Here is a 17,797-nt window from a genome sequence, read left to right on the forward strand (position 1 = left end):
TCAGCGCACCTGCAGTGAACGTTCGCCAATCTCAAGGTGAGCGCCAGGCACTGGATTTAACAGTTCTCCCGGTATCTCTCCGCCATCAGCAGTAATCTGTGCAGCCGCCGCCTGCGAGGATTCGATAGCCTCTTTAATTGCCTTTTTGTCCGGTGTAACCACTGTCTCAACGGTTACCAAATCATCCGGAAGTAAATCGACATTATCGATCACCACGTTGATTGCACCTTTGCGGGCGGTGAAAGTGTTCTTTGCAGTTTTAACGGTATCCTGCCCCGCGGCCAGCAGGCACTGAAGCACATAATTCTTCAGGTTGATGATCTTACCTTCGAATGACTTTTTACGGGCGGCCAGGCGTTTGGCTTCTTCGTCGCAGGTTTTCGCCAGACCTTCAAGGTTGCGAACATGGACGAATACCGCGTCGAGTTTGTCGCCGAGCTGCAGTTCGAGCCCCTCCATTGTATCGGCGATCATTTCAGCTGACAGACCAGAACCGTCTTCATTTTCCAGAAGCGCCTGGAGTTTAGACATATCAGCAGCAATAGCGATTGCAGTTGTGGAAGTCATTATGCTTTCTCCTCGGCTTTATTCAGTTCTTTGAGACGACCATCTTTAATGGCAATCAGGCGGCGCAGGCGGCCAGAAAGATAGCGTTCATGTTGCTTGTCGCCGTTGGCCTGTGCGGCCTTAATGTGAACATCGATTTCACGTGCGATAGGGGAGAACACACCGTTTATTTCGTTCACTGTTACGCCATGTGCTAGTGTATTGGCGACGCGGGTTAGTTTGTCATCGAACTCCTGACGCAACCGCGCTGCATCTTCGGCGGTTTCGCTGGCGTTCTTAAGATCAAATTCGGCCTTATTCTTTTGGCGGTACTCCAGATTGTCGTAAAGCCCCATAAATATATCGCCGCTGAATCCGAGGCCGGATAATGCCTTTTTGGTGGCGTCAGTTAGTGATTTTTTAGTAGCTTCGCCGTCGCAGGTAGGGCCGTATTTACTGCCGTAAATGTAAGGGGTACATCCGTAGGCGTATTCTTCACCACGAACACCGTTTACCAGGTACCACAGCCTAATTTTTATCACATGGTGTTTTTCAGTTAGGAAGCCACCATTACCATCAGGGATCAGTTCCCATGTATTATTACCGTCAGCTCCTTTTACTGTACGTGTAATTGGTGCGCCATCATCAAAGCGTTCTTCCAGAATATCGACGCCCCAGCCACTCCCTTTCAAGCCAAACTCACGTGTTGCTACCATCGTTAGGTACGTGCCATTGATCGAGGTGCCGCCGCCGTTCTGCGTAAAGGCTTTAGTAAACCGTTCATCAGTTTTGAAAACTCGTTTCCATAGTTCCAGATTGTCACGTTCTGTTTCCTGCATTTCGTTAATGCTCTGGACGACTTCGGAAGCTTTCGGCAGGTTCTCTTCTCGGTTAGTTCGTTCAACAAGCTGATCAACGTCCTGAACGATAGTTTTTACTTTTTCTCTCAAATTCTCTTCTGGCTCTGCTCCTTCACCAGAGGCATATACGCCATAGCCCATATCGTTGAGCGTCTCACGCGCCTGTTTGGCCTGGGTATCGGTTACAATCGGCGGCGGCACTTCCTCTTTTTTGACCACGTTTGAGGCGGTATTTTGCTCCGCTGTCGGTTGTCTTTGTGATGAGCCTTCGTCTTCTTCAAAGCGGCCGTTAGCTTCAAGCCATGAAGTAATATGGCGGCGCAGACTTTCCGGAAAATGGTAAGTATCTTTCGCCGGAACGTTCTGCACTACGCCGAAAATGCTGGCACGGTCATATTTGAGTATGTTCGGTGTGACATGCAGTGATGCAGACCAACGTTTAAAATCCTCACGATCGTCTGCAATGATTTTCTCCGCGTCGCGAAGGTTGCCTGATAATACTGGCGCGTCGGGAGAGATAGGGAGCAGCGCAACAGCGATCTCCTGATCCAGTGTTGCATAGGTATGTTTATAACCACGCTTTGGCGCGATTTTAACGTTGTTATCAGTGCTGGGGGCATAATTTTGGCCTGGTACCATTTCTTCGCGTTTACCGGGATTTTCAAGCCAGCGTTTTACAAATTGAGAAATAGCCGCTTTACCCGGCATCTGGTTTTCAAAATGGGAGAAGATGCCATGGATCAGATTGTTCAGACCTTCCACGTGCATATGTTTCACTGGTTCGTTATTGTGCAGGGCGCAAAGCACATTGAAATTAAAACGGTCATCCTCTTCTATGGATTCGTTGTGGTTATCCAGATCATCAAGATAATCTACAACCTGCGAATAGAGCTGGCCGTTTATCTCTAATTTGCTGAAGAGTAATACAGCAGCAAAACGCTCCCTGGGGGATACCGTCATCAGATCGATAACTTCATCGCCTGCCGGCAACTCGGTGGCGCCGTCATCCTGGCTGTTAGCCACCCATTTTTCACCGTCAAAGGTGTTTTCCTGGGCGAAATGTTCATCGAACTGGCCGACTGCCGGCAGTGGCTGGCCTTCAATGTGTTCCCACAGCTTAGGTTTGAAATAGTTGTCTCCGTTCGCCGGGTAAGACTCCCAGAGTTTTCCGGTCATAATACTTTCAGCGACTTTCTTGTTAGGTGCTTCGACGGCGATCGCCAGCTGCACGGCACCGCAGTCTTTAATAGCCGATTTCTTGGGCTCAAATAAGCCGTTGTATATGGTCATTGGTCTTTCCTCTTGGTTGCAGGCGCAGGTCAGGCGCCAGTTAATTAAAACGGTACGTCGCTTTCTTCAATCGGAGAGTGGTCGATGCACAGCAGCTGCTGGATCTGATCTTCAATAACATTTTGCTGTATATCGGCTTCAACTGAGATTTGTTCTTTCCTTGCGCGCAGGGCGTTAACCTGCATCCCGATGATGTCGATAGGTTCTAACGGTGGAATGGGGAGTTCCAGCGTTTTGGTCGAAACGAGAACGTATCGACCAGGAAATTGCTGTGACATGTCACAAGTCGATGCATGATAAGAGGTTGGTAAAAAAGGATTAGTTGTTGCCAGAACGTAGATTGTTACTGGGATGGTAAGCGCTTCCATAGCGACTCCTTGTTGATGTATACTCAGAGCCGATCAGTGTTGATTCTGTCGGCATTGGTCTTTCCTCGCTACGGGGTTGGTCCCCTGTAGCATTCCGGGCGGTTTGGTCACTGTCCCGGGTAAATTAGCCCACTTCGGTGGGCTTTTTTACGCCTGCTGGTTGCCGGTCTTTCCTGGCAGTCAGGGCTGGTCAGGCCCGTTGGTCATTGGTCTTTCCCGGCGTCAGAGCTGGTCATGCTCACTGGTCTTTCCTCGCCACTTCCCTCTCTTGGAGGGCTTCAGTTTTCACTGAAGGGTCACAAAACCGTGCTGTTAAAAAAATTGCCCGCCGCAAAGCGGGCAAAGACTACACACAGCAGTTTTCCTCTGGTACCACGCTGGCTACGTGATTCTTTACAACTGGGAGCGCACTCCGCCTTTTGATTTAACAACATCGCCATAACTGATAAAAATGAAGCGCGCTCTCATGTTGTATCCCGGACTCTTCCCGGGAGTCACACCGTACCGCCACGATGGTGAATCGCCTGTCGTGCCTGGACACCTAGCTTGCACATTCCGGCTACCCGCTGGGCTATGTACCAAGGAGCCCCCGGACCGCTTCGACGCATGTGCCATACGCCGGTTGCAGTCTTTCCCGCATGTCATCGTACTGTCGGCGACCCGAAGAATTCGCGCCCGTCTTTCCGGACTGTCAGAACTGTTTCTGAACAACTGCCGCGTGGTTAGTGCGTCGTTGATGGAGGTTAATTTAATCAAGGTTAAATTTAACGTCAAGATAGTTTTGTTTATAAAAGTTAAATGCGATGACAAAAGAAAACAAACACATTGATTATTAAGTGTTTATTTTTTCTTATTTGATTTTCTTGCCTGAAGAAGTTCGTAAAAAAGCCGATTGAAATCGTCAACCTTGCCACGTAAGTCAGCGATATGTCGCTCTTTCTCTGATTCCGGCAGTGACCTGAATAGTGTGATCAGCTCACTTTCAAGATCATCAAGCTTAAGTGGCTCTTCGTTTGATTCAGGAATTGTTGGCTGATGGTTTTCATCACCAAAAAGAATCCATGTAGGTGAGCACCTCAACGCTTTACTGAGCTGGAAGAGGTTTTGGCCGCGGGGTTCGTTATCACTGCTTTCCCATTTAGAAATGGACACGTGGGAAACCTGCGCGAGCTTCGCAACTTCGCGCTGGGTGAGGTTCAATTCTTTGCGCCGATTTTTAATCCGATCGCCAGGGGTCACGTTGTTCATCAGGTTAATATAAATTTACTTGACTTAATTTTCTTTAACTCTTAGCTTTGTTTCTTAAAGTTAACAAAGTGGGAGTTCATCAATGTTGAAAGAAGATGCCCTGGCATTCTTTGGGAATGCCACAAAACTGGCTCACGCAGCCGGTGTGTCTCTACCAGCAGTTTCTCGTTGGGGGGAAGTAATCCCCGAACGCCGCGCTGCTCGCCTGGACAGAGCGACAAAGGGCGCTCTCAAATATGATCCTGTGTTTTATCAAGGGCAGCAGCCAGGTAACGCAGCTTAGCAGCAAGCGAATTTGATATCTGATTACGCTTAATCAATTTTCAGCGACAGGAGACGCGAAGTGGAAAACCTCGATGAACTGAAACGAGAGATCTTTAACTGGGCAGCAGAAAGCGGGCAGGAGTTAGTCGCCATCGAGATCAGCCGTATGTGGTTTCGTCTCGGCGGTAATACCGGCGCGCTGAAGCTGCACCAGATTGAAGATGCTGCGGGAAACGCCAACTGGCGGGCGATCAACAACAACCGGCAACAGATTTTTCGTTGGCTGCGAGGCGAGACCAAAGCTGCGAGAGCCAAAACTATGGCCCTGGCCAAGGCGATGGAAGCGGCGCTGCCGGCGGAACGTTACGCACGCCTGGACATGTCTACCCAGTATTTGATCTGCGTCGCCATACGCGAATTTGCGGCGGCCATTATCGCGTTATTGCTCGAGGCCAGAGACGGCCCGCAGCAAGTTGCGAAGGCATTGCAAGCGATGAGAGAAACACAGCGCCTGACCAGCGTTTAACCTGTACCGAGGAAAGACCAATGAGAACACAAGACCGCATCACCTGGCGGAACGGGTTTCGCCGGAACGGGGTGCAAGTCCCGATGGAAGATATCGAATCGATTTTCGAGGAACGTCGCGCTGCTGCGCTGACGATCTGGGAACGCTACGAGCTGCGAAAGGCAGAACTGCAGGAATTAGGTCTGACCCAGAAAGAATATGAAATAGCCTGCCGCCAGTTGGCCGATACGCTGGGGATCTGACTATGAGTATGACACTTATGGCCAAAGCAATGGCCATCAAAACCGGTAACCCGATACGAAAACTAGTGCTGATCAAACTGGCGGATAACGCCAATGATTCCGGCGAATGCTGGCCGTCTTATAAGCATATTGCCGATCACTGCGAATGCAGCAAAAGCGCAGTTCGTGATCATATCGATGCATTAATTTCTATGGGTCTGCTGGTCAAAGAAAACCGCCCGGGGGTAAAAAACGGAAAGGGAAACGCATCGAATCTGTATTGTATGAATCTCGATAACCCTATGCCGCCAAAAAGCATAGCCCCTATGCCGCCAGAAAGCACAGGTATGCCGCCAAAAAGCATAGCCCCTATGCCGTGTGGCGGCACCAGAACCAGTCACTCTTTTGAACCAGTCATAGAACCTACTGATCCCCCTAACCCCCAAACGGGGGAAGGCGAGGAAAGAATTAATTCTAATGCTAAAAAAGCGCTGGAATTTTACAACGAGAAAACGGGCACCCGCTGCCGAGACCTGAAACCGTTTGTGATGATGCTGACTCCTACCACCACTCGGGAAGGGTACACCCTGGACGAACTGCAGTTGGTTATCCGCTGGGTGCTGGCCACATGGCGCCGCCGCGGCGATAGCCTGCCGAAGCCTGCGAACATCTGCCGGATAAACCGCTTTGATGGCTATCTTGCCGACGCTGAGGCATGGGCTGTTTTGGAGGCGAATATCGACCCGGAAGCCGTCATGAACGGCTACAACGAAATTTTCGCTGACGTTCTGCCTGCTGCTGAACTGGATGCCGACCGCCGCCGGATGATCACCCGCCTGGCTGCTCACATGAAAAATAAAACTACCGGTGCATTCCTGGGGTACTTCGAAAAATTCCGCGCTGATGCTCCTGATTTTTATTTCGGTACAGATGGCGGATGGCGAGCCAGCTTTGACTACCTGATGAAACCAGAAACGTTACGCAATACCCGGGAAGGTTCGTTATGACTCCGCAGGAACTGGAAGCTTGTGTGCTGGCTGGCCTGCTAAATGGCGGCGCCAGTCCGGACGCATTCGATGTGATCGCCTCTACGCCTGAAGAATCTTTCAGTATCGGGTTTCACCGTCGCGCGTTCTCCGAAATTAAAAAACAGGCGCTGGCGAACGGCCTGATCGACATGCTGTTTGTCAGTGAAGCGCTGGGCGGTAGTAGTCTGGCTGATTTATCAGAAATTACACGTATGCCTGCCACGGTACCGAACCTGAAGGGTTACGCCGGCAAAATGGTTAAGGCGTGGCGCAGCCGCCGTATGGCCGAATTACTGCAGCAGGGCGCTGATGGCATCCGGCAGGCAAACAACCAGGAACAGCGCGATCAGGTTGTTGAAACTGCCGTGGCGCAGCTGCTGGACATGACCGGCGACACTGGCGACGTGCAGCCGGTACACATGAGCGAATTATTGCCTGTGTACATGGAAACCATGCAGAAACGCATGGACGGCGAAGAGGGCACCCGAAATTTAAAGACCGGGATCGACGAACTGGACGATGCCACTGGCGGTATTAACCTGCAGGATTTGATTGTTGTCGCTGGCCGTCCTGGCATGGGTAAAACGGAATTTGCGCTGAAGATTGTCGATGGCGTTACTGCTGCCGGCGGTGGCGCGTTGATATTCAGCATGGAAATGGCTGCTGCGCAAATCGTAGAACGCTCTCTGGCGGGCTCTGGCAACATGTCGGTTTCACGCCTGCGTAATCCCCTCGATATGCAGGATGAGGACTGGGCGCGCTTTACAGCGGCCATGGAGACCATGAACGGGCGCGATATCTGGATCGTCGATGCTACCGATCTGACGATTGAGCAAATCCGGGCTGTTGCAGAGACGCATAAGCGCCGCTATCCGCATCTGGCGATGATCGTTGTTGATTACCTTGGCCTGATTAAAAAACCGAAGGCAGAGCGTAACGACCTGGCGATCGCCCACATTTCCCGGAACCTTAAAACTATGGCTATGCGCCTGCATACGCCGACGTTCGCGCTTAGCCAGCTTTCGCGCGCCGTGGATTCCCGTCCGGCGACCCAGCGTCGCCCGGTTATGTCAGACCTCCGCGACTCCGGTTCTATCGAGCAGGACGCCGACAGCATCATGTTCCTGTACCGCGATGAAGTCTACAACCCTGAAAGCCCGGCGGCGGGGATCGCCGAAATCATCCTGGGGAAAAGTCGATTCAGTGCTGCTGGTGCCGTTATCTATCAGGAGTTCAAAAACGGTCACTTCCTGCACGTTGATCAGCATGTCGGCAAAGAGAAAACACGCATTCAGCTGGAGGCAGCAAAACCACGAAAACAACCGCGTAGATATTCAGAGAAGTACAACACCGATGCATTTTAACTGCGCCTGACCAGCGCAATAAAACCGAGGAAAGACCTATGACCACGAATTTAAATTACCCAAAACCTGTAAATCCAGATGATGGCTGTAACTGGATCCCCGTTATTCTGTGGCGCATGAACGCCGGCGCCCGTGCGCGTAGCCGTTCTGTATTCGTCGCTGCTCCGCGGCCAGAACCAGTTCCGGGGATCACCCCGAAAAAGCCGGTAAAACGTGAAACTGCTACGGCCGCGGTATCCGGCCGCCGTCGTAAAACACATGTCGGCACCGTGATTTATTACAAGGGTGAAAAAACTGTACGGCTCAGCGAGGGTGCTACCGTCTGGTCTGCTGGACCTAATGAGCATTTCGATAAAAAAACTGGCCAGCGTGTCGGCAGCATTGGCCGGCATCGCCTGCTGCTGGAGAGTATTAAACCTCTGAATAGCACCATCGATGAAGTTTCCGCCCAACAATTAGTTGCGCTGATGAAGGGTAAGACACTGTCGTATCAGAACATTCTTTCAGCCATCAAAAAACATCATCCTGATGCTGAGATCACCTTACGTGATCTGCAAAAACGTATCTCAACGATGCTCGCATCGAATCACGTCGGAATTATTCGGCATGACGACATGCCTGTGCCGCATTTCACACTGACCAGCGTGGATCCCCGCTATTACGCCAACTCTGAAAAAACGAGGGCATGAGGCATGGCCGGGCAATCAGATTATCTGCCGCCCGGCTTACCGCTCAATCGCGCCAAATGGCCGCAGGAGTGCCAAATCAAAGAGCACTACGACATGCGCGCCTCGGCACTCATACGCCAGCTGTTCGAGAAGAAAGTTACTCGGCAGTACATCGTTGAGTCGATTGCAGCGACGCCGGAAAGCTACCGGGAGTTTTTCAAAGCGAGATTAAATTTTTGGCGGGAGAAGCGAGCGTAGATAGAGTTATTTAAGTAATTGCAGGTTTTAAAATATACTCATCTTGGCGTTTTTATACTAATTAACAAGCTCATGGATGGCTTTAGATTTATCGATAGGCTGGCTTATTTAATGTAGGTTGTTAAAGATAGCATATGTCTTAGAAGAGCTCTTGCGTGAGAATATGATTTTCTTGACTTTTTTGATGGAAAGTGGTAAAGATAAAAAAGATTTTATATAGATCATTTTAGGGACAGAATCATGCAATGTGTACAGAACAATCAGCAGTTTAATTTTTTTTCTGATAATACAGATGTTACCACTAACCCAATGGTAATTAGCTCATTTTTGAATGCTTTATCTAAATTTGGTCTGATACCGACTTTTGGTCAAGAGTTAAATGCTTTAACGGGTGAAAAAAAACAAGTTTTAATCATGACTAACCCTGAGCAAACGTATAAAATTGAATTCCCTTCTCACGCTGTAATGATATCTGGCGTTGGCATGGATGTTGATGAATATAACGCCAGAACTATCGATGTTCTTGGTGCGCTGGGATCACTGATGCCTAATAAGAAAGCGAACAGGTTAGCTGTTATTAATGCGGCAATATATAGTGGAACTCAAGAGCAGTATCAAAGCACATATACTAAACTATTTACCTATAAAGATATTGAACCATTTGAGTGGGAGAATAAAGTAGTTCAAAGATTCAACACTCCTGAAGTGGATGTAGATATTAATCATGTTAGCGTGATTAGACGCTGTACAATTTCATCTGCGCTAGTCAATTCAGGGAGAGATACTGATGTTATAATGTTTGAAAATGATACCAATACTGTACGTGAGGCATCTGCTTTTCGTTATGACTGGAATCGAACTATTGAATTATTTAAATCATTATCCTCAATTAACGCTTCTGAATTAGCAAAAGCTGAAAGATACACAAAATAAATGGAGGTTGGAGTGAGTAAATTTTCAAGTGATTTATATTCAATATCTTACAAGCGAAATGATAGCTCTCGCGGTTATACTGGAATAGTATCTTTTCTTGGGGAAAACAGTATTGAGAGGTCAGGGGATAATGACGGTCGGTATAAAAACCTGGGAATCACTAAAAATTTAGCATTTCCAGAATTGAAAGGAGTTGCAAGTAGTGTAAATGAAATGGCTTTGATTAAGTCTCAAACATCAGGTTCTTCTCAACAACAAGATGTTTATATCGAAGTCCCTAATTTGGTTAGTAATGTTTTAGGTTATTTAGTCTCTGAGGAGTATATTGATGGCGAGATATCGAAAACACACTTGTATTTAGAAACAATTAGAGAAAAGCATCCAATTCAATTCCCCGATGTTTTTCAACAGGTTTGGTTGAGGCTTTTTAGAGATGATGCGCTAAGGTTTAGGAATTTCATTTGTATAGCAGCCGGCCTGAATTATAACCACCTTAAAGACAGGGCCGATGCTCTCGTTTTGGGAGCATTTGCGCATGTGGATGAAGATGTAAATGAAGCAGGTATTAGGGCTGTGGAATCCTGGGGAGTTTCCAGCCATTATTCTTTAATTTCAAATTTACGTCCCTTTAATGATTCATTCTTAGAGGAATATAGAATTGCTGTTCTTGCTGATTTGAAAGGTGGGATATGACCTATTTATTAAGGAAGTTTTCATACTCTAAATGGAAGGTGAATAAAGAATTCCCTCCAATGCATTTTACTGCTGATGCTATTACTAATTGCATTAAAACAAGCAAAAACCAGCTATCTGTTTGGTTGTCAGACAGTAATGATTTTTCTAGTGATGAAGTGCAAAAATTAGTTGTTGCTTTAGCAACGACTATGGATAAACCAGATGTGATGGATTTTGTTTGGTTGGATTCAGAATGGTTTGAGAATGAGGATATTCCATTAATCTATAATAAAGGCATATCAAAATATGAATCATTAAATGTTAAGCATAGAGATTTATCTGAGTTAGATTTGGAAAGGCTTTCAAAGGTAGGAAAGCATATAATCGAAAAAATGGAAGCGCCGGATAATCGAAAGAGATTCACTAAAAAAGAAATAATAGCCTTGGTTTTGAAGTGGCAAATGACAGATAACGAATTTCAAATATCAGATTTGAAACCAAGCTGGCATGAGCCATTAAATGAACTACTTGCAAAGTCCTAATAATGGCCTTTCTATCTGAATGTAAAAAATAAATTATTATCTAGCTTCAAATTGTGGCTCCTGAAGGATATTTTTTTACGACTTGTAAAGCAGAAATTATAGCAATTAGATGTGAACTTCCTGTTTGGCTTGGGTGCCACCAAGGAAGTTCCAGTGATATTTTATGCGGTGTATTCATTAAACAACACTCCCAATAAACATACAGGCATACACATAAGAGCCGTCAAAAATGACGGTTTTCTTTTATATTAAATCGGGTATTTTCAGATTAATTGTTGTTTTTTAACGATTTGTGCTCTGAAAAATTTGCGCTTACTGTCAGTTGATAGTATAAATACTGTAATTTTATACAGTGTTATTGTTGAGGGAGAGGTAGTGGTTGATAAGAAAGACGCAGGAGACCTTCTCCCCGACGATGGCGATGTACTGATAACGTGTGAAAATGGGAAGATCAAGAAGACCAGAAAAGTCCACCCTGATGAGCATGTGGCAACACTTAACGCGTTGTTTGAGTTAGCTAAATTGACTGGTTACACCATTATCAAACCAGACGGTACTATGCTATAATTACTCCGTTGGCCTGAACACCCAACACAATGTAATTCTGAACAATTGCTGCGCTAAAGGGGAACCCAATGGCGCAGTATTCATTTATCAAATCAGCAGGCGATGTATTAATCCCTGCATCTCCAGACGCCCGCGAGTTTGTTAAGAAAATTCGCCTAGGGGCAGTCCTTTATTCTGATTTTAAGCAGGCAAGAAACCCGGCATTTCACCGCAAATTTTTTGCCCTCCTGAATCTGGGATTTGATTACTGGCAACCTTCCGGCGGTGCAATATCGCCAGCCGATAAAAAACTGGTCCGTGGTTACGTGCTGCTGGTGGCCCACTATGCCGGACATGGCGACACATTGCAGGAACTGGCGGATCAATATCTCCGTGAAGAGGCTGAAAAGCGCGCAGGGAATATCAGCGCTGTTAAATCGTTTGAAGCGTTTCGCGCCTGGGTAACCATCGAAGCTGGTTTTTATAACGAATACCAGATGCCTGATGGCACCACTCGCAAGGAACCCAAATCCATATCGTTCGCAAAAATGGACGACCTTGAATTCTCCCAGCTTTATAAGTCAGTCCTCGACGTTCTCTGGAACTTCATTCTGTTCCGCACCTTCCCGACACAGCAGGCCGCAGAAAATGCAGCCTCTCAGCTTTTCAGTTATGCGGCCTGAGGTCACCACCATGACTAAAGACGATAAAGACTGGCTGTCAGACGTAGCCGAACTGGGTTGCATTGTCTGTCGCAATCTTGGTTTTGGTTCCACTCCGGCAGAAATTCACCACATCCGAACCGGTCAGGGCGCCGGCCAGCGAGCAAATCACAAAAGAACCTTGCCTCTTTGCCCTGCGCACCACCGCACTGGCGGTTTTGGCGTGGCAATTCATGCCGGACAAAAGACATGGGAGGGCAAATACGGTACCGAACTGGAGTTGCTCGATCAGGTGACTACTGAAGTGAAGGTGTTGCGCCTATGTCGGGTTTAACCAGAAAAAAAATTGCGGTACTTGAGCTTATTCGCACCTGTTCGGAAGGGATAACTTCTGCCGAAGTGATGTATTCGCTCGGCATGTCGCGCAGCACAGTATTTTTTATTTTGGACAGTCTGCTTAAAGCCAATCTCATATTCCGCGCCCACAACGAAACAGGACGTAATTCACGTCGTATTTATTTCCCAACTGCAGAGCTGGCGGAGGAGTTTTCCGGGAAAAAAATCCCTATGAGCAAGCGTGAAAGCTTTTTCGACTCCTGCCGGCGCCACAGCAAAAACTACATGATCACTCTGCTGCTGCGGAGCGCACGCCAACCACCGAAAGAGGAGAATCAATGATCACCCTTAATGAAGAACAGGCAAAGAAACTGCTCTCACTGATGAAAGAGCGGTTTCTAAAAGCTCACCTTAATACCGCTATGTACGGCGCAGCTGCTTACGCGAACGGTGATTCTGACCGTGTAATTTTACGCGCAATAAAAAACGGTGACGCCCCTGAACTGAAAATCCTGATGGCCGCCATGGGTCTCATCCCAGAAGAGGAAGACAATAGTGAAAAAACTGCATGAGTTAGACACCAGTATTCAGGTGGAGATCGTCAAAAGTGCTGGTGCTGTTCTGGCTAAAAATTTCGGCTGGCCCGGCGGTTCAGACGGAACGCAGGCAGCTAAAGACATTGTCACATCTGTCGTGGATGCATTCCTGTCGCTTTACCCGGAAGAAAAACCACACGATGAGAAAATTGAAGAGCCAAAAAGCGATCCCGAAGAAATTCAGCAGAAACGGAAATACACCCGTCGTAACACGGAGTAATGAGATATGGCAGCGCCAAAGGGCAATAAATTCTGGCTGGCACGCAGCAAGCACGGGAGAAACCCAAAGTTCTCTGATCCTGAAAAGCTGTGGGATGCCTGCTGTGAATATTTCGACTGGGTGGAAAAGCATCCTCTGTGGGAAACCAAAGCATTCAGTTTTCAGGGACAAATCACTAAAGCCAGACTCCCGAAAATGCGTGCTATGACGCTTAGCGGCTTGTTTCTGTTCCTCGATATAGACCGGAAGACGTGGGAAGCATACGCGAAGAAAAAAGATTTACTCCCGATCACTACGCGAGTGGAAAGCCTCATCTATGAGCAGAAATTTTCTGGCGCTGCCGCTGATCTGCTTAACGCCAACATCATTGCTCGCGAGCTTGGGCTGGTGGAAAAAAAATCTGTTGAGGGTGATCTGGAAATGACCGTCAAGGTAAAGCACTTCAACGAAAAAGAATAGCCAGGCGTTTCAATTGCCTGGTTAATCGATTGAATGAGATAAACCCCGGCATTTTATCCAGTAGAGTGAATAGGAAGTGAATAAATGGCAGAAATTATTCTCCCGGCGAACAACTGGACTCCCCGCCCACATCAGCGAAGGGCATGGGCTGAAATTCAGGGTGGAAAAAAAAGAGCGGCGCTTTGCTGGCCTCGCCGTTACGGGAAAGATGATTTCAGCCTGCACATGACAGCATGTAAGGCATTCGAGCGTGTCGGGAACTATGCCCACTGCCTGCCGCAGGCGAACCAGGTAAGAAAGGCTATCTGGAAGGCGGTTAATCCGAGGACGGGGCGTCTGCGTATCGATGAGGCTTTTCCTCATGAGTTGAGAAGAAAAACGCTCGATAACGAGATGATGATCGAGTTCATCAACGGTTCCACGTGGCAGGCAGTCGGCAGCGACAACTATGGCGCGCTCATTGGTTCCGGTCATGTCGGGATTGTTTTCTCTGAATGGGCACTAAGTAACCCCTCTGCGTGGGCATTTTTGCGACCGATACTGGCTGATAACGGCGGCTGGGCTTTTTTTGTCTCCACACCACGCGGGAAAAACCACTTCTACAAAATGTTCCAGGGTGGGTTAAAGGATCCTGACAACTGGTTTTGTGATCATTTAAGCGCCGATATTACGCTGCACATCCCACCGGAAACACTCGCTCAGGAGTTGCGCGAGATGCAGGCAGAGCGCGGGGAGGATGAGGGGCAAGCTCTGTTCAATCAGGAATACATGTGCGACTGGAACGCTGCAATACCCGGCGCCTATTACTCATCGATTTTGGTTGGTCTGGAGAAGGCAGGGCAAATAGGGAATGTGCCGTGGGATCCCCAGTATGAGGTTTACACGTCATGGGACCTGGGCATTGGCGACGCAACGGCTATCTGGTTTTATCAGTTTATCGGCAAAGAGGTACGCGTCATTGATTATTACGAATCGTCCGGTGTTGGCCTGGAGCACTACGTAAAAATATTGCGCGAGAAACCGTATACCTATGCTGAGCGTCATTTCTTCCCGCACGATGTACGCGCCCGAGAACTTAGCACCGGAGCATCACGCGAAGAGACGCTGGGCAAGCTGGGGATACGCTGTAAGGTACTGCCGGCCACATCGGTTGATGATGGTATCAGCGAGGTGCGCATGATGCTGCGTTCCTGCTGGTTCGATAAGGCCAAATGCGAAAAAGGCCTGGAGGCTCTGGGACAGTATCAAAAAGAGTGGGACGACACTCGCAAAATGTATAAGCCAACCCCTCTGCATAACTGGACGTCTCACGGCGCAGACTCATTCCGCTATGGTGCAGTAGGCAGTAAGTCTTTGCGTAGCGGCAACCGCCACACAATCCAGCAATTTGCCCAGTCCAATTACGATCCTTATAACCCTCCTGGACAAAGCCAGCAGTTTTACGCTGATTCCGACTGGGATCTGTACGGGGATAACTGATGTCAGACCAAAACACACAAGAAAATGAATCAGAGCGTATCGGCCGGATACTGCGCGAGCAAAAGAGCATGGAAACGGATCGCTCCGTATTCGAACAGCACTGGCAGGAAATAGCAGAGCGCATTCTACCGCGCAGTGCTGAGTTCAAGGGGACCAGGCAGAAGGGCGGTAAACGTACCGAGAAAGCGATAGATGCTACTGGCGCGCTGGCGCTGCAAAAATTCGGAGCGGCCATCGAATCAGTTATCACCCCGAGAACACAGAAATGGCACACTCTCAGCAATGAGCGATTCGCTAATGATGAAGAGGTGCAGCGTTATTTCCAGGAGGTTCGCGATATTCTCTTCCGCCTCCGTTATGCACCGTGGGCTAATTTCGCCTCGCAATCTCATGAGCATTATATTTCCTCGGGTGCATTTGGGACCGGCTGCACGTTCGTTGATAACGTGATCGGAAAAGGCCCGCGTTATTGCACTTATCACCTGCGAGAAATTTATTTCACTGAGAATTTCCAGGGGATGATCGATGTTGTCCACCGTAAATATTGCATGACTGCCCGTCAGGCTATTCAGCAATTTGGCGAAGATAATCTCCCTCAACAGGTAAGAACGACCGCGAAGAGCGACCCGTCAAAGCAATTTAACTTCCTACACCGCGTCGAACCTAATGATAAACGTGACATGTCACGGCAGGACAAAGAGGGCATGCCATTCCGGTCTGTGCATATTTGCATGGAGGGAAGCAAGATTGTGCAGGAGGGTGGCTACTGGTCACAGCCCTATGCAATCAGCCGCTATTACACCGCGCCGGGTGAGGTATATGGACGCTCACCTGCAATGGTTGTTCTACCGGATATTAAGCTGCTGAACGAAATCAACCGCGCCATTATCGAGGGTGCGCAAATGGCCGTGCGCCCGCCGATGCTGTTACCGGAAGACGGCATTCTGCAACCGTTCAAAATGATGCCTGGCGCGCTGAACTTCGGCGGAATGAACCGGGACGGTAAACCACTTGCCTTACCTCTGAATACTGCTACTGATTTTAGCGTGGCGATGACGCTGGCAGAGCAGAAACGACAGACAATCAACGACGGTTTTTTTATCACGCTCTTCCAGATCCTCGTTGATAACCCTCAAATGACTGCAACAGAAGCGATGCTGCGTGCTCAGGAAAAAGGTCAGTTGCTGGCGCCGACCGCCGGGCGTATTCAGGCCGAGTTCCTGGGGACTCTGATCCTGCGGGAAATTGACATTGCTTATCAGAACGGTCTGCTGCCCGAACCGCCCGAACAACTGAAAGAAATTGGTGGCGAATACGATATCGAATACACCAGCCCGCTGGTGCGCCTGCAGATGAGCGAAGAAGCGAGCGGGATAATGACCGTTATAAACGCAGCAGGCACTATCGGGCAGTTTGATCAGGGCATCGCCAGAAGCCTGAATGGTGACGACGCATTGCGCTTTATTGCTAAAGCCAGTGGCGCGCCGCAGCAGATCGTTAAAACCGCAGAGGAAATATCTGAGCAGGATGCTGCAGATCAGCGGCAACTGCAACTACAGCAGCTTCTTGCTGCAGCTCCCGTCGCTGCAACCGCAGCTAAAGATTTCGCCCAGGCCAATCAGATTGCGCAGACACCCGCGCCGTCGCCAGCGTTACAGGGATAATGATGAACCGTATAAAAAGTCTGTGGCTCACGCTGAACCGTGCGCGGGCTTTCCAGTCCGTCTTCGGCACCCCGGGGAACATGACGCCGGAACAGAAAGTTGTCATCCGACTATTGGCAAAACTCTGTCACGTCAATTCTTCCAGTGTCGCTATTTCCCCAACGACCCAGCAAACCGACCCATACGCCGTATTTGTTTCGGAGGGCCGCCGGGAAGTTTTCCTGCACATAAACCACTATCTCGGCCTGTCGCAATCTGATATTGCCGCCATGATCGCCGAAGAAATGAACGAACTAAACGAGGAGGACAACAATGAATCTGTTTGAACGTTTGATGCTGCGCCGTCTTATGAATGTTGCGGGTGAAGGTGGAGAGGGTGGAGCCCCGTCAGCAGCCGCAACAGAAGAACAACAACAGGAGCAGCAGCCCGGCCTTCTTAATCCCGGTGAACCAGCAGGGCAGCAACCGGGCCAACAACCTCAGCAGCAGGAACAACAACAGGCGCCCGCGGCGTTTATTGAAAAATTGCCTGACGATGGCGACGAAAAAGGCTGGCAGGATCTTTATGCGAAGTTGGGGCGCCCGGAAAAAATTGAAGACTACGGTATTAAGCCACCGGAAGGCAGTGACGGGGCATTTTTAAATACGGCCTTGAGCTGGATGCATGAAAGCGGGCTCAATAAAAAGCAGGCTGAAACCGTAATTAATAAATTCAACGAATATGCAGCCGAACAACAAAAAAGTGCCCAGGAAAATATTGCTAATCAAAATGCTGCTAACCGGGAAAAGGTTATCAAGTCCTGGGGAAGTGAAGTTGAGGCAAATACAGCGATCCTCCAGAACGCCGTGCAGCGATTTTTCCCCGATGCTGTGATTGAAAAATTCAACACTGCGGGATTACTCAATGACCCAGACCTTGTGAATGCAGTCCTGGCGATCGGTAAAGCGCTAGGTGAAGACAAAACAGTTACAGCCGCAGCGACGGGGAATGCAGCAGAAAAAGACATTGCCCACCGCATGTGGCCGAACATGCAATAAGGAGTT

At 48.7% G+C, this 17,797-nt stretch carries 25 protein-coding genes; 21 read left to right on the top strand and 4 right to left on the bottom strand.

What is annotated here, in order from left to right:
* The 4 genes from CWM53_RS13540 to CWM53_RS13555 all read right to left on the bottom strand — a co-directional run bounded on the left by CWM53_RS13540 (position 1) and on the right by CWM53_RS13555 (position 4,312).
* Positions 1-567, bottom strand: coding sequence for a siphovirus Gp157 family protein (locus CWM53_RS13540; protein WP_069135042.1), 567 nt, complete (start codon positions 565-567; stop codon positions 1-3).
* Positions 567-2,696 carry a hypothetical protein gene (locus CWM53_RS13545; protein WP_100729777.1) on the bottom strand — a complete coding sequence of 710 codons (2,130 nt, stop codon included), beginning with the start codon at positions 2,694-2,696 and terminating at the stop codon, positions 567-569. Before CWM53_RS13545 ends, CWM53_RS13540 begins: the two co-directional genes overlap by 1 nt.
* Before the next feature lie 44 nt (positions 2,697-2,740).
* A complete protein-coding gene (locus tag CWM53_RS13550) occupies positions 2,741-3,064 on the bottom strand; it encodes a hypothetical protein (protein ID WP_227521711.1) in 324 nt (107 codons plus the stop codon).
* An 840-nt stretch (positions 3,065-3,904) separates the two neighbouring features.
* A complete protein-coding gene (locus tag CWM53_RS13555; protein ID WP_100729776.1) occupies positions 3,905-4,312 on the bottom strand; it encodes a helix-turn-helix domain-containing protein in 408 nt (135 codons plus the stop codon).
* An 82-nt stretch (positions 4,313-4,394) separates the two neighbouring features.
* Here CWM53_RS13555 and CWM53_RS13560 point away from each other — a divergent pair, with 82 nt between their 5' ends.
* From CWM53_RS13560 to CWM53_RS13660, 21 genes are all read left to right on the top strand, one after another.
* On the top strand, positions 4,395-4,595 hold the full coding sequence (locus CWM53_RS13560; protein WP_100729775.1) for a Cro/CI family transcriptional regulator: 201 nt from the start codon (positions 4,395-4,397) through the stop codon (positions 4,593-4,595).
* 60 nt (positions 4,596-4,655) lie between these two features.
* On the top strand, positions 4,656-5,102 hold the full coding sequence (locus tag CWM53_RS13565) for a toxin YdaT family protein (protein WP_100729774.1): 447 nt from the start codon (positions 4,656-4,658) through the stop codon (positions 5,100-5,102).
* 20 nt (positions 5,103-5,122) lie between these two features.
* Entirely contained in the window at positions 5,123-5,344 is a 222-nt protein-coding gene (locus tag CWM53_RS13570; RefSeq protein ID WP_004141593.1) for a hypothetical protein, read from the top strand.
* A 2-nt stretch (positions 5,345-5,346) separates the two neighbouring features.
* Positions 5,347-6,330 (top strand): helix-turn-helix domain-containing protein, encoded by a 984-nt coding sequence (locus tag CWM53_RS13575; protein WP_004191078.1) that lies wholly within the window; start codon positions 5,347-5,349, stop codon positions 6,328-6,330.
* The gene (locus CWM53_RS13580) at positions 6,327-7,715 is read left to right on the top strand and encodes a replicative DNA helicase (RefSeq protein ID WP_100729773.1); all 1,389 of its coding nucleotides are present in this window, start codon (positions 6,327-6,329) and stop codon (positions 7,713-7,715) included. Before CWM53_RS13575 ends, CWM53_RS13580 begins: the two co-directional genes overlap by 4 nt.
* Before the next feature lie 38 nt (positions 7,716-7,753).
* Positions 7,754-8,404, top strand: coding sequence for a hypothetical protein (locus tag CWM53_RS13585; protein WP_009308333.1), 651 nt, complete (start codon positions 7,754-7,756; stop codon positions 8,402-8,404).
* A gap of 3 nt (positions 8,405-8,407) precedes the next feature.
* Positions 8,408-8,641, top strand: a complete 234-nt coding sequence (locus tag CWM53_RS13590) for a hypothetical protein (protein ID WP_080922675.1) — start codon at positions 8,408-8,410, stop codon at positions 8,639-8,641.
* 240 nt (positions 8,642-8,881) lie between these two features.
* Positions 8,882-9,574 (top strand): hypothetical protein, encoded by a 693-nt coding sequence (locus CWM53_RS30510; RefSeq protein WP_103215074.1) that lies wholly within the window; start codon positions 8,882-8,884, stop codon positions 9,572-9,574.
* A 12-nt stretch (positions 9,575-9,586) separates the two neighbouring features.
* Positions 9,587-10,267, top strand: coding sequence for a hypothetical protein (locus tag CWM53_RS13595; RefSeq protein WP_133123792.1), 681 nt, complete (start codon positions 9,587-9,589; stop codon positions 10,265-10,267).
* Positions 10,264-10,791 (top strand): hypothetical protein, encoded by a 528-nt coding sequence (locus CWM53_RS13600; RefSeq protein ID WP_100729771.1) that lies wholly within the window; start codon positions 10,264-10,266, stop codon positions 10,789-10,791. Before CWM53_RS13595 ends, CWM53_RS13600 begins: the two co-directional genes overlap by 4 nt.
* Positions 10,792-11,166: 375 nt before the next feature.
* Positions 11,167-11,358 (top strand): hypothetical protein, encoded by a 192-nt coding sequence (locus tag CWM53_RS13610; RefSeq protein WP_100729770.1) that lies wholly within the window; start codon positions 11,167-11,169, stop codon positions 11,356-11,358.
* Between the two features lie 68 nt (positions 11,359-11,426).
* Positions 11,427-12,020: a DUF1367 family protein gene (locus CWM53_RS13615; RefSeq protein ID WP_100729769.1), complete on the top strand. Its 594-nt coding sequence runs from the start codon at positions 11,427-11,429 to the stop codon at positions 12,018-12,020.
* 10 nt (positions 12,021-12,030) lie between these two features.
* The gene (locus CWM53_RS13620) at positions 12,031-12,333 is read left to right on the top strand and encodes a Ref family recombination enhancement nuclease (RefSeq protein ID WP_009308344.1); all 303 of its coding nucleotides are present in this window, start codon (positions 12,031-12,033) and stop codon (positions 12,331-12,333) included.
* Complete coding sequence (locus CWM53_RS13625) at positions 12,321-12,677, top strand: helix-turn-helix domain-containing protein (RefSeq protein ID WP_064145708.1); 357 nt, start codon at positions 12,321-12,323, stop codon at positions 12,675-12,677. Before CWM53_RS13620 ends, CWM53_RS13625 begins: the two co-directional genes overlap by 13 nt.
* The gene (locus CWM53_RS13630; RefSeq protein WP_023279624.1) at positions 12,674-12,907 is read left to right on the top strand and encodes a hypothetical protein; all 234 of its coding nucleotides are present in this window, start codon (positions 12,674-12,676) and stop codon (positions 12,905-12,907) included. The genes CWM53_RS13625 and CWM53_RS13630 overlap by 4 nt, the downstream gene beginning before the upstream one ends.
* Positions 12,891-13,151 carry a hypothetical protein gene (locus CWM53_RS13635; protein ID WP_009308351.1) on the top strand — a complete coding sequence of 87 codons (261 nt, stop codon included), beginning with the start codon at positions 12,891-12,893 and terminating at the stop codon, positions 13,149-13,151. Before CWM53_RS13630 ends, CWM53_RS13635 begins: the two co-directional genes overlap by 17 nt.
* Positions 13,152-13,157: 6 nt before the next feature.
* A complete protein-coding gene (locus CWM53_RS13640; RefSeq protein ID WP_020947865.1) occupies positions 13,158-13,610 on the top strand; it encodes a DNA-packaging protein in 453 nt (150 codons plus the stop codon).
* An 84-nt stretch (positions 13,611-13,694) separates the two neighbouring features.
* Positions 13,695-15,089, top strand: coding sequence for a hypothetical protein (locus tag CWM53_RS13645; protein ID WP_100729768.1), 1,395 nt, complete (start codon positions 13,695-13,697; stop codon positions 15,087-15,089).
* Positions 15,089-16,753, top strand: coding sequence for a portal protein (locus CWM53_RS13650; protein WP_100729767.1), 1,665 nt, complete (start codon positions 15,089-15,091; stop codon positions 16,751-16,753). Before CWM53_RS13645 ends, CWM53_RS13650 begins: the two co-directional genes overlap by 1 nt.
* A gap of 2 nt (positions 16,754-16,755) precedes the next feature.
* Positions 16,756-17,079 (top strand): GTP-binding protein, encoded by a 324-nt coding sequence (locus CWM53_RS13655; RefSeq protein WP_100729766.1) that lies wholly within the window; start codon positions 16,756-16,758, stop codon positions 17,077-17,079.
* Complete coding sequence (locus CWM53_RS13660) at positions 17,066-17,791, top strand: hypothetical protein (RefSeq protein WP_100729765.1); 726 nt, start codon at positions 17,066-17,068, stop codon at positions 17,789-17,791. The genes CWM53_RS13655 and CWM53_RS13660 overlap by 14 nt, the downstream gene beginning before the upstream one ends.
* The last annotated feature ends 6 nt before the right edge of the window (positions 17,792-17,797 follow it).

It is taken from the genome of Klebsiella sp. A-Nf5 (assembly GCF_002810545.1).
Classification (GTDB): domain Bacteria; phylum Pseudomonadota; class Gammaproteobacteria; order Enterobacterales; family Enterobacteriaceae; genus Klebsiella; species Klebsiella variicola.

What these genes read in the sequence shown, in the direction of transcription:
- CWM53_RS13560 (WP_100729775.1), top strand. Translation starts at nt 4,395, where the DNA reads ATGTTGAAAGAAGATGCCCTGGCATTCTTTGGGAATGCCACAAAACTG.
- CWM53_RS13545 (WP_100729777.1), bottom strand. Translation starts at nt 2,696, where the DNA reads ATGACCATATACAACGGCTTATTTGAGCCCAAGAAATCGGCTATTAAA.
- CWM53_RS30510 (WP_103215074.1), top strand. Translation starts at nt 8,882, where the DNA reads ATGCAATGTGTACAGAACAATCAGCAGTTTAATTTTTTTTCTGATAAT.
- CWM53_RS13580 (WP_100729773.1), top strand. Translation starts at nt 6,327, where the DNA reads ATGACTCCGCAGGAACTGGAAGCTTGTGTGCTGGCTGGCCTGCTAAAT.
- CWM53_RS13660 (WP_100729765.1), top strand. Translation starts at nt 17,066, where the DNA reads ATGAATCTGTTTGAACGTTTGATGCTGCGCCGTCTTATGAATGTTGCG.
- CWM53_RS13600 (WP_100729771.1), top strand. Translation starts at nt 10,264, where the DNA reads ATGACCTATTTATTAAGGAAGTTTTCATACTCTAAATGGAAGGTGAAT.
- CWM53_RS13655 (WP_100729766.1), top strand. Translation starts at nt 16,756, where the DNA reads ATGAACCGTATAAAAAGTCTGTGGCTCACGCTGAACCGTGCGCGGGCT.
- CWM53_RS13540 (WP_069135042.1), bottom strand. Translation starts at nt 567, where the DNA reads ATGACTTCCACAACTGCAATCGCTATTGCTGCTGATATGTCTAAACTC.
- CWM53_RS13585 (WP_009308333.1), top strand. Translation starts at nt 7,754, where the DNA reads ATGACCACGAATTTAAATTACCCAAAACCTGTAAATCCAGATGATGGC.
- CWM53_RS13615 (WP_100729769.1), top strand. Translation starts at nt 11,427, where the DNA reads ATGGCGCAGTATTCATTTATCAAATCAGCAGGCGATGTATTAATCCCT.
- CWM53_RS13640 (WP_020947865.1), top strand. Translation starts at nt 13,158, where the DNA reads ATGGCAGCGCCAAAGGGCAATAAATTCTGGCTGGCACGCAGCAAGCAC.
- CWM53_RS13625 (WP_064145708.1), top strand. Translation starts at nt 12,321, where the DNA reads ATGTCGGGTTTAACCAGAAAAAAAATTGCGGTACTTGAGCTTATTCGC.
- CWM53_RS13590 (WP_080922675.1), top strand. Translation starts at nt 8,408, where the DNA reads ATGGCCGGGCAATCAGATTATCTGCCGCCCGGCTTACCGCTCAATCGC.
- CWM53_RS13555 (WP_100729776.1), bottom strand. Translation starts at nt 4,312, where the DNA reads ATGAACAACGTGACCCCTGGCGATCGGATTAAAAATCGGCGCAAAGAA.
- CWM53_RS13620 (WP_009308344.1), top strand. Translation starts at nt 12,031, where the DNA reads ATGACTAAAGACGATAAAGACTGGCTGTCAGACGTAGCCGAACTGGGT.
- CWM53_RS13630 (WP_023279624.1), top strand. Translation starts at nt 12,674, where the DNA reads ATGATCACCCTTAATGAAGAACAGGCAAAGAAACTGCTCTCACTGATG.
- CWM53_RS13650 (WP_100729767.1), top strand. Translation starts at nt 15,089, where the DNA reads ATGTCAGACCAAAACACACAAGAAAATGAATCAGAGCGTATCGGCCGG.
- CWM53_RS13570 (WP_004141593.1), top strand. Translation starts at nt 5,123, where the DNA reads ATGAGAACACAAGACCGCATCACCTGGCGGAACGGGTTTCGCCGGAAC.
- CWM53_RS13550 (WP_227521711.1), bottom strand. Translation starts at nt 3,064, where the DNA reads ATGGAAGCGCTTACCATCCCAGTAACAATCTACGTTCTGGCAACAACT.
- CWM53_RS13575 (WP_004191078.1), top strand. Translation starts at nt 5,347, where the DNA reads ATGAGTATGACACTTATGGCCAAAGCAATGGCCATCAAAACCGGTAAC.
- CWM53_RS13645 (WP_100729768.1), top strand. Translation starts at nt 13,695, where the DNA reads ATGGCAGAAATTATTCTCCCGGCGAACAACTGGACTCCCCGCCCACAT.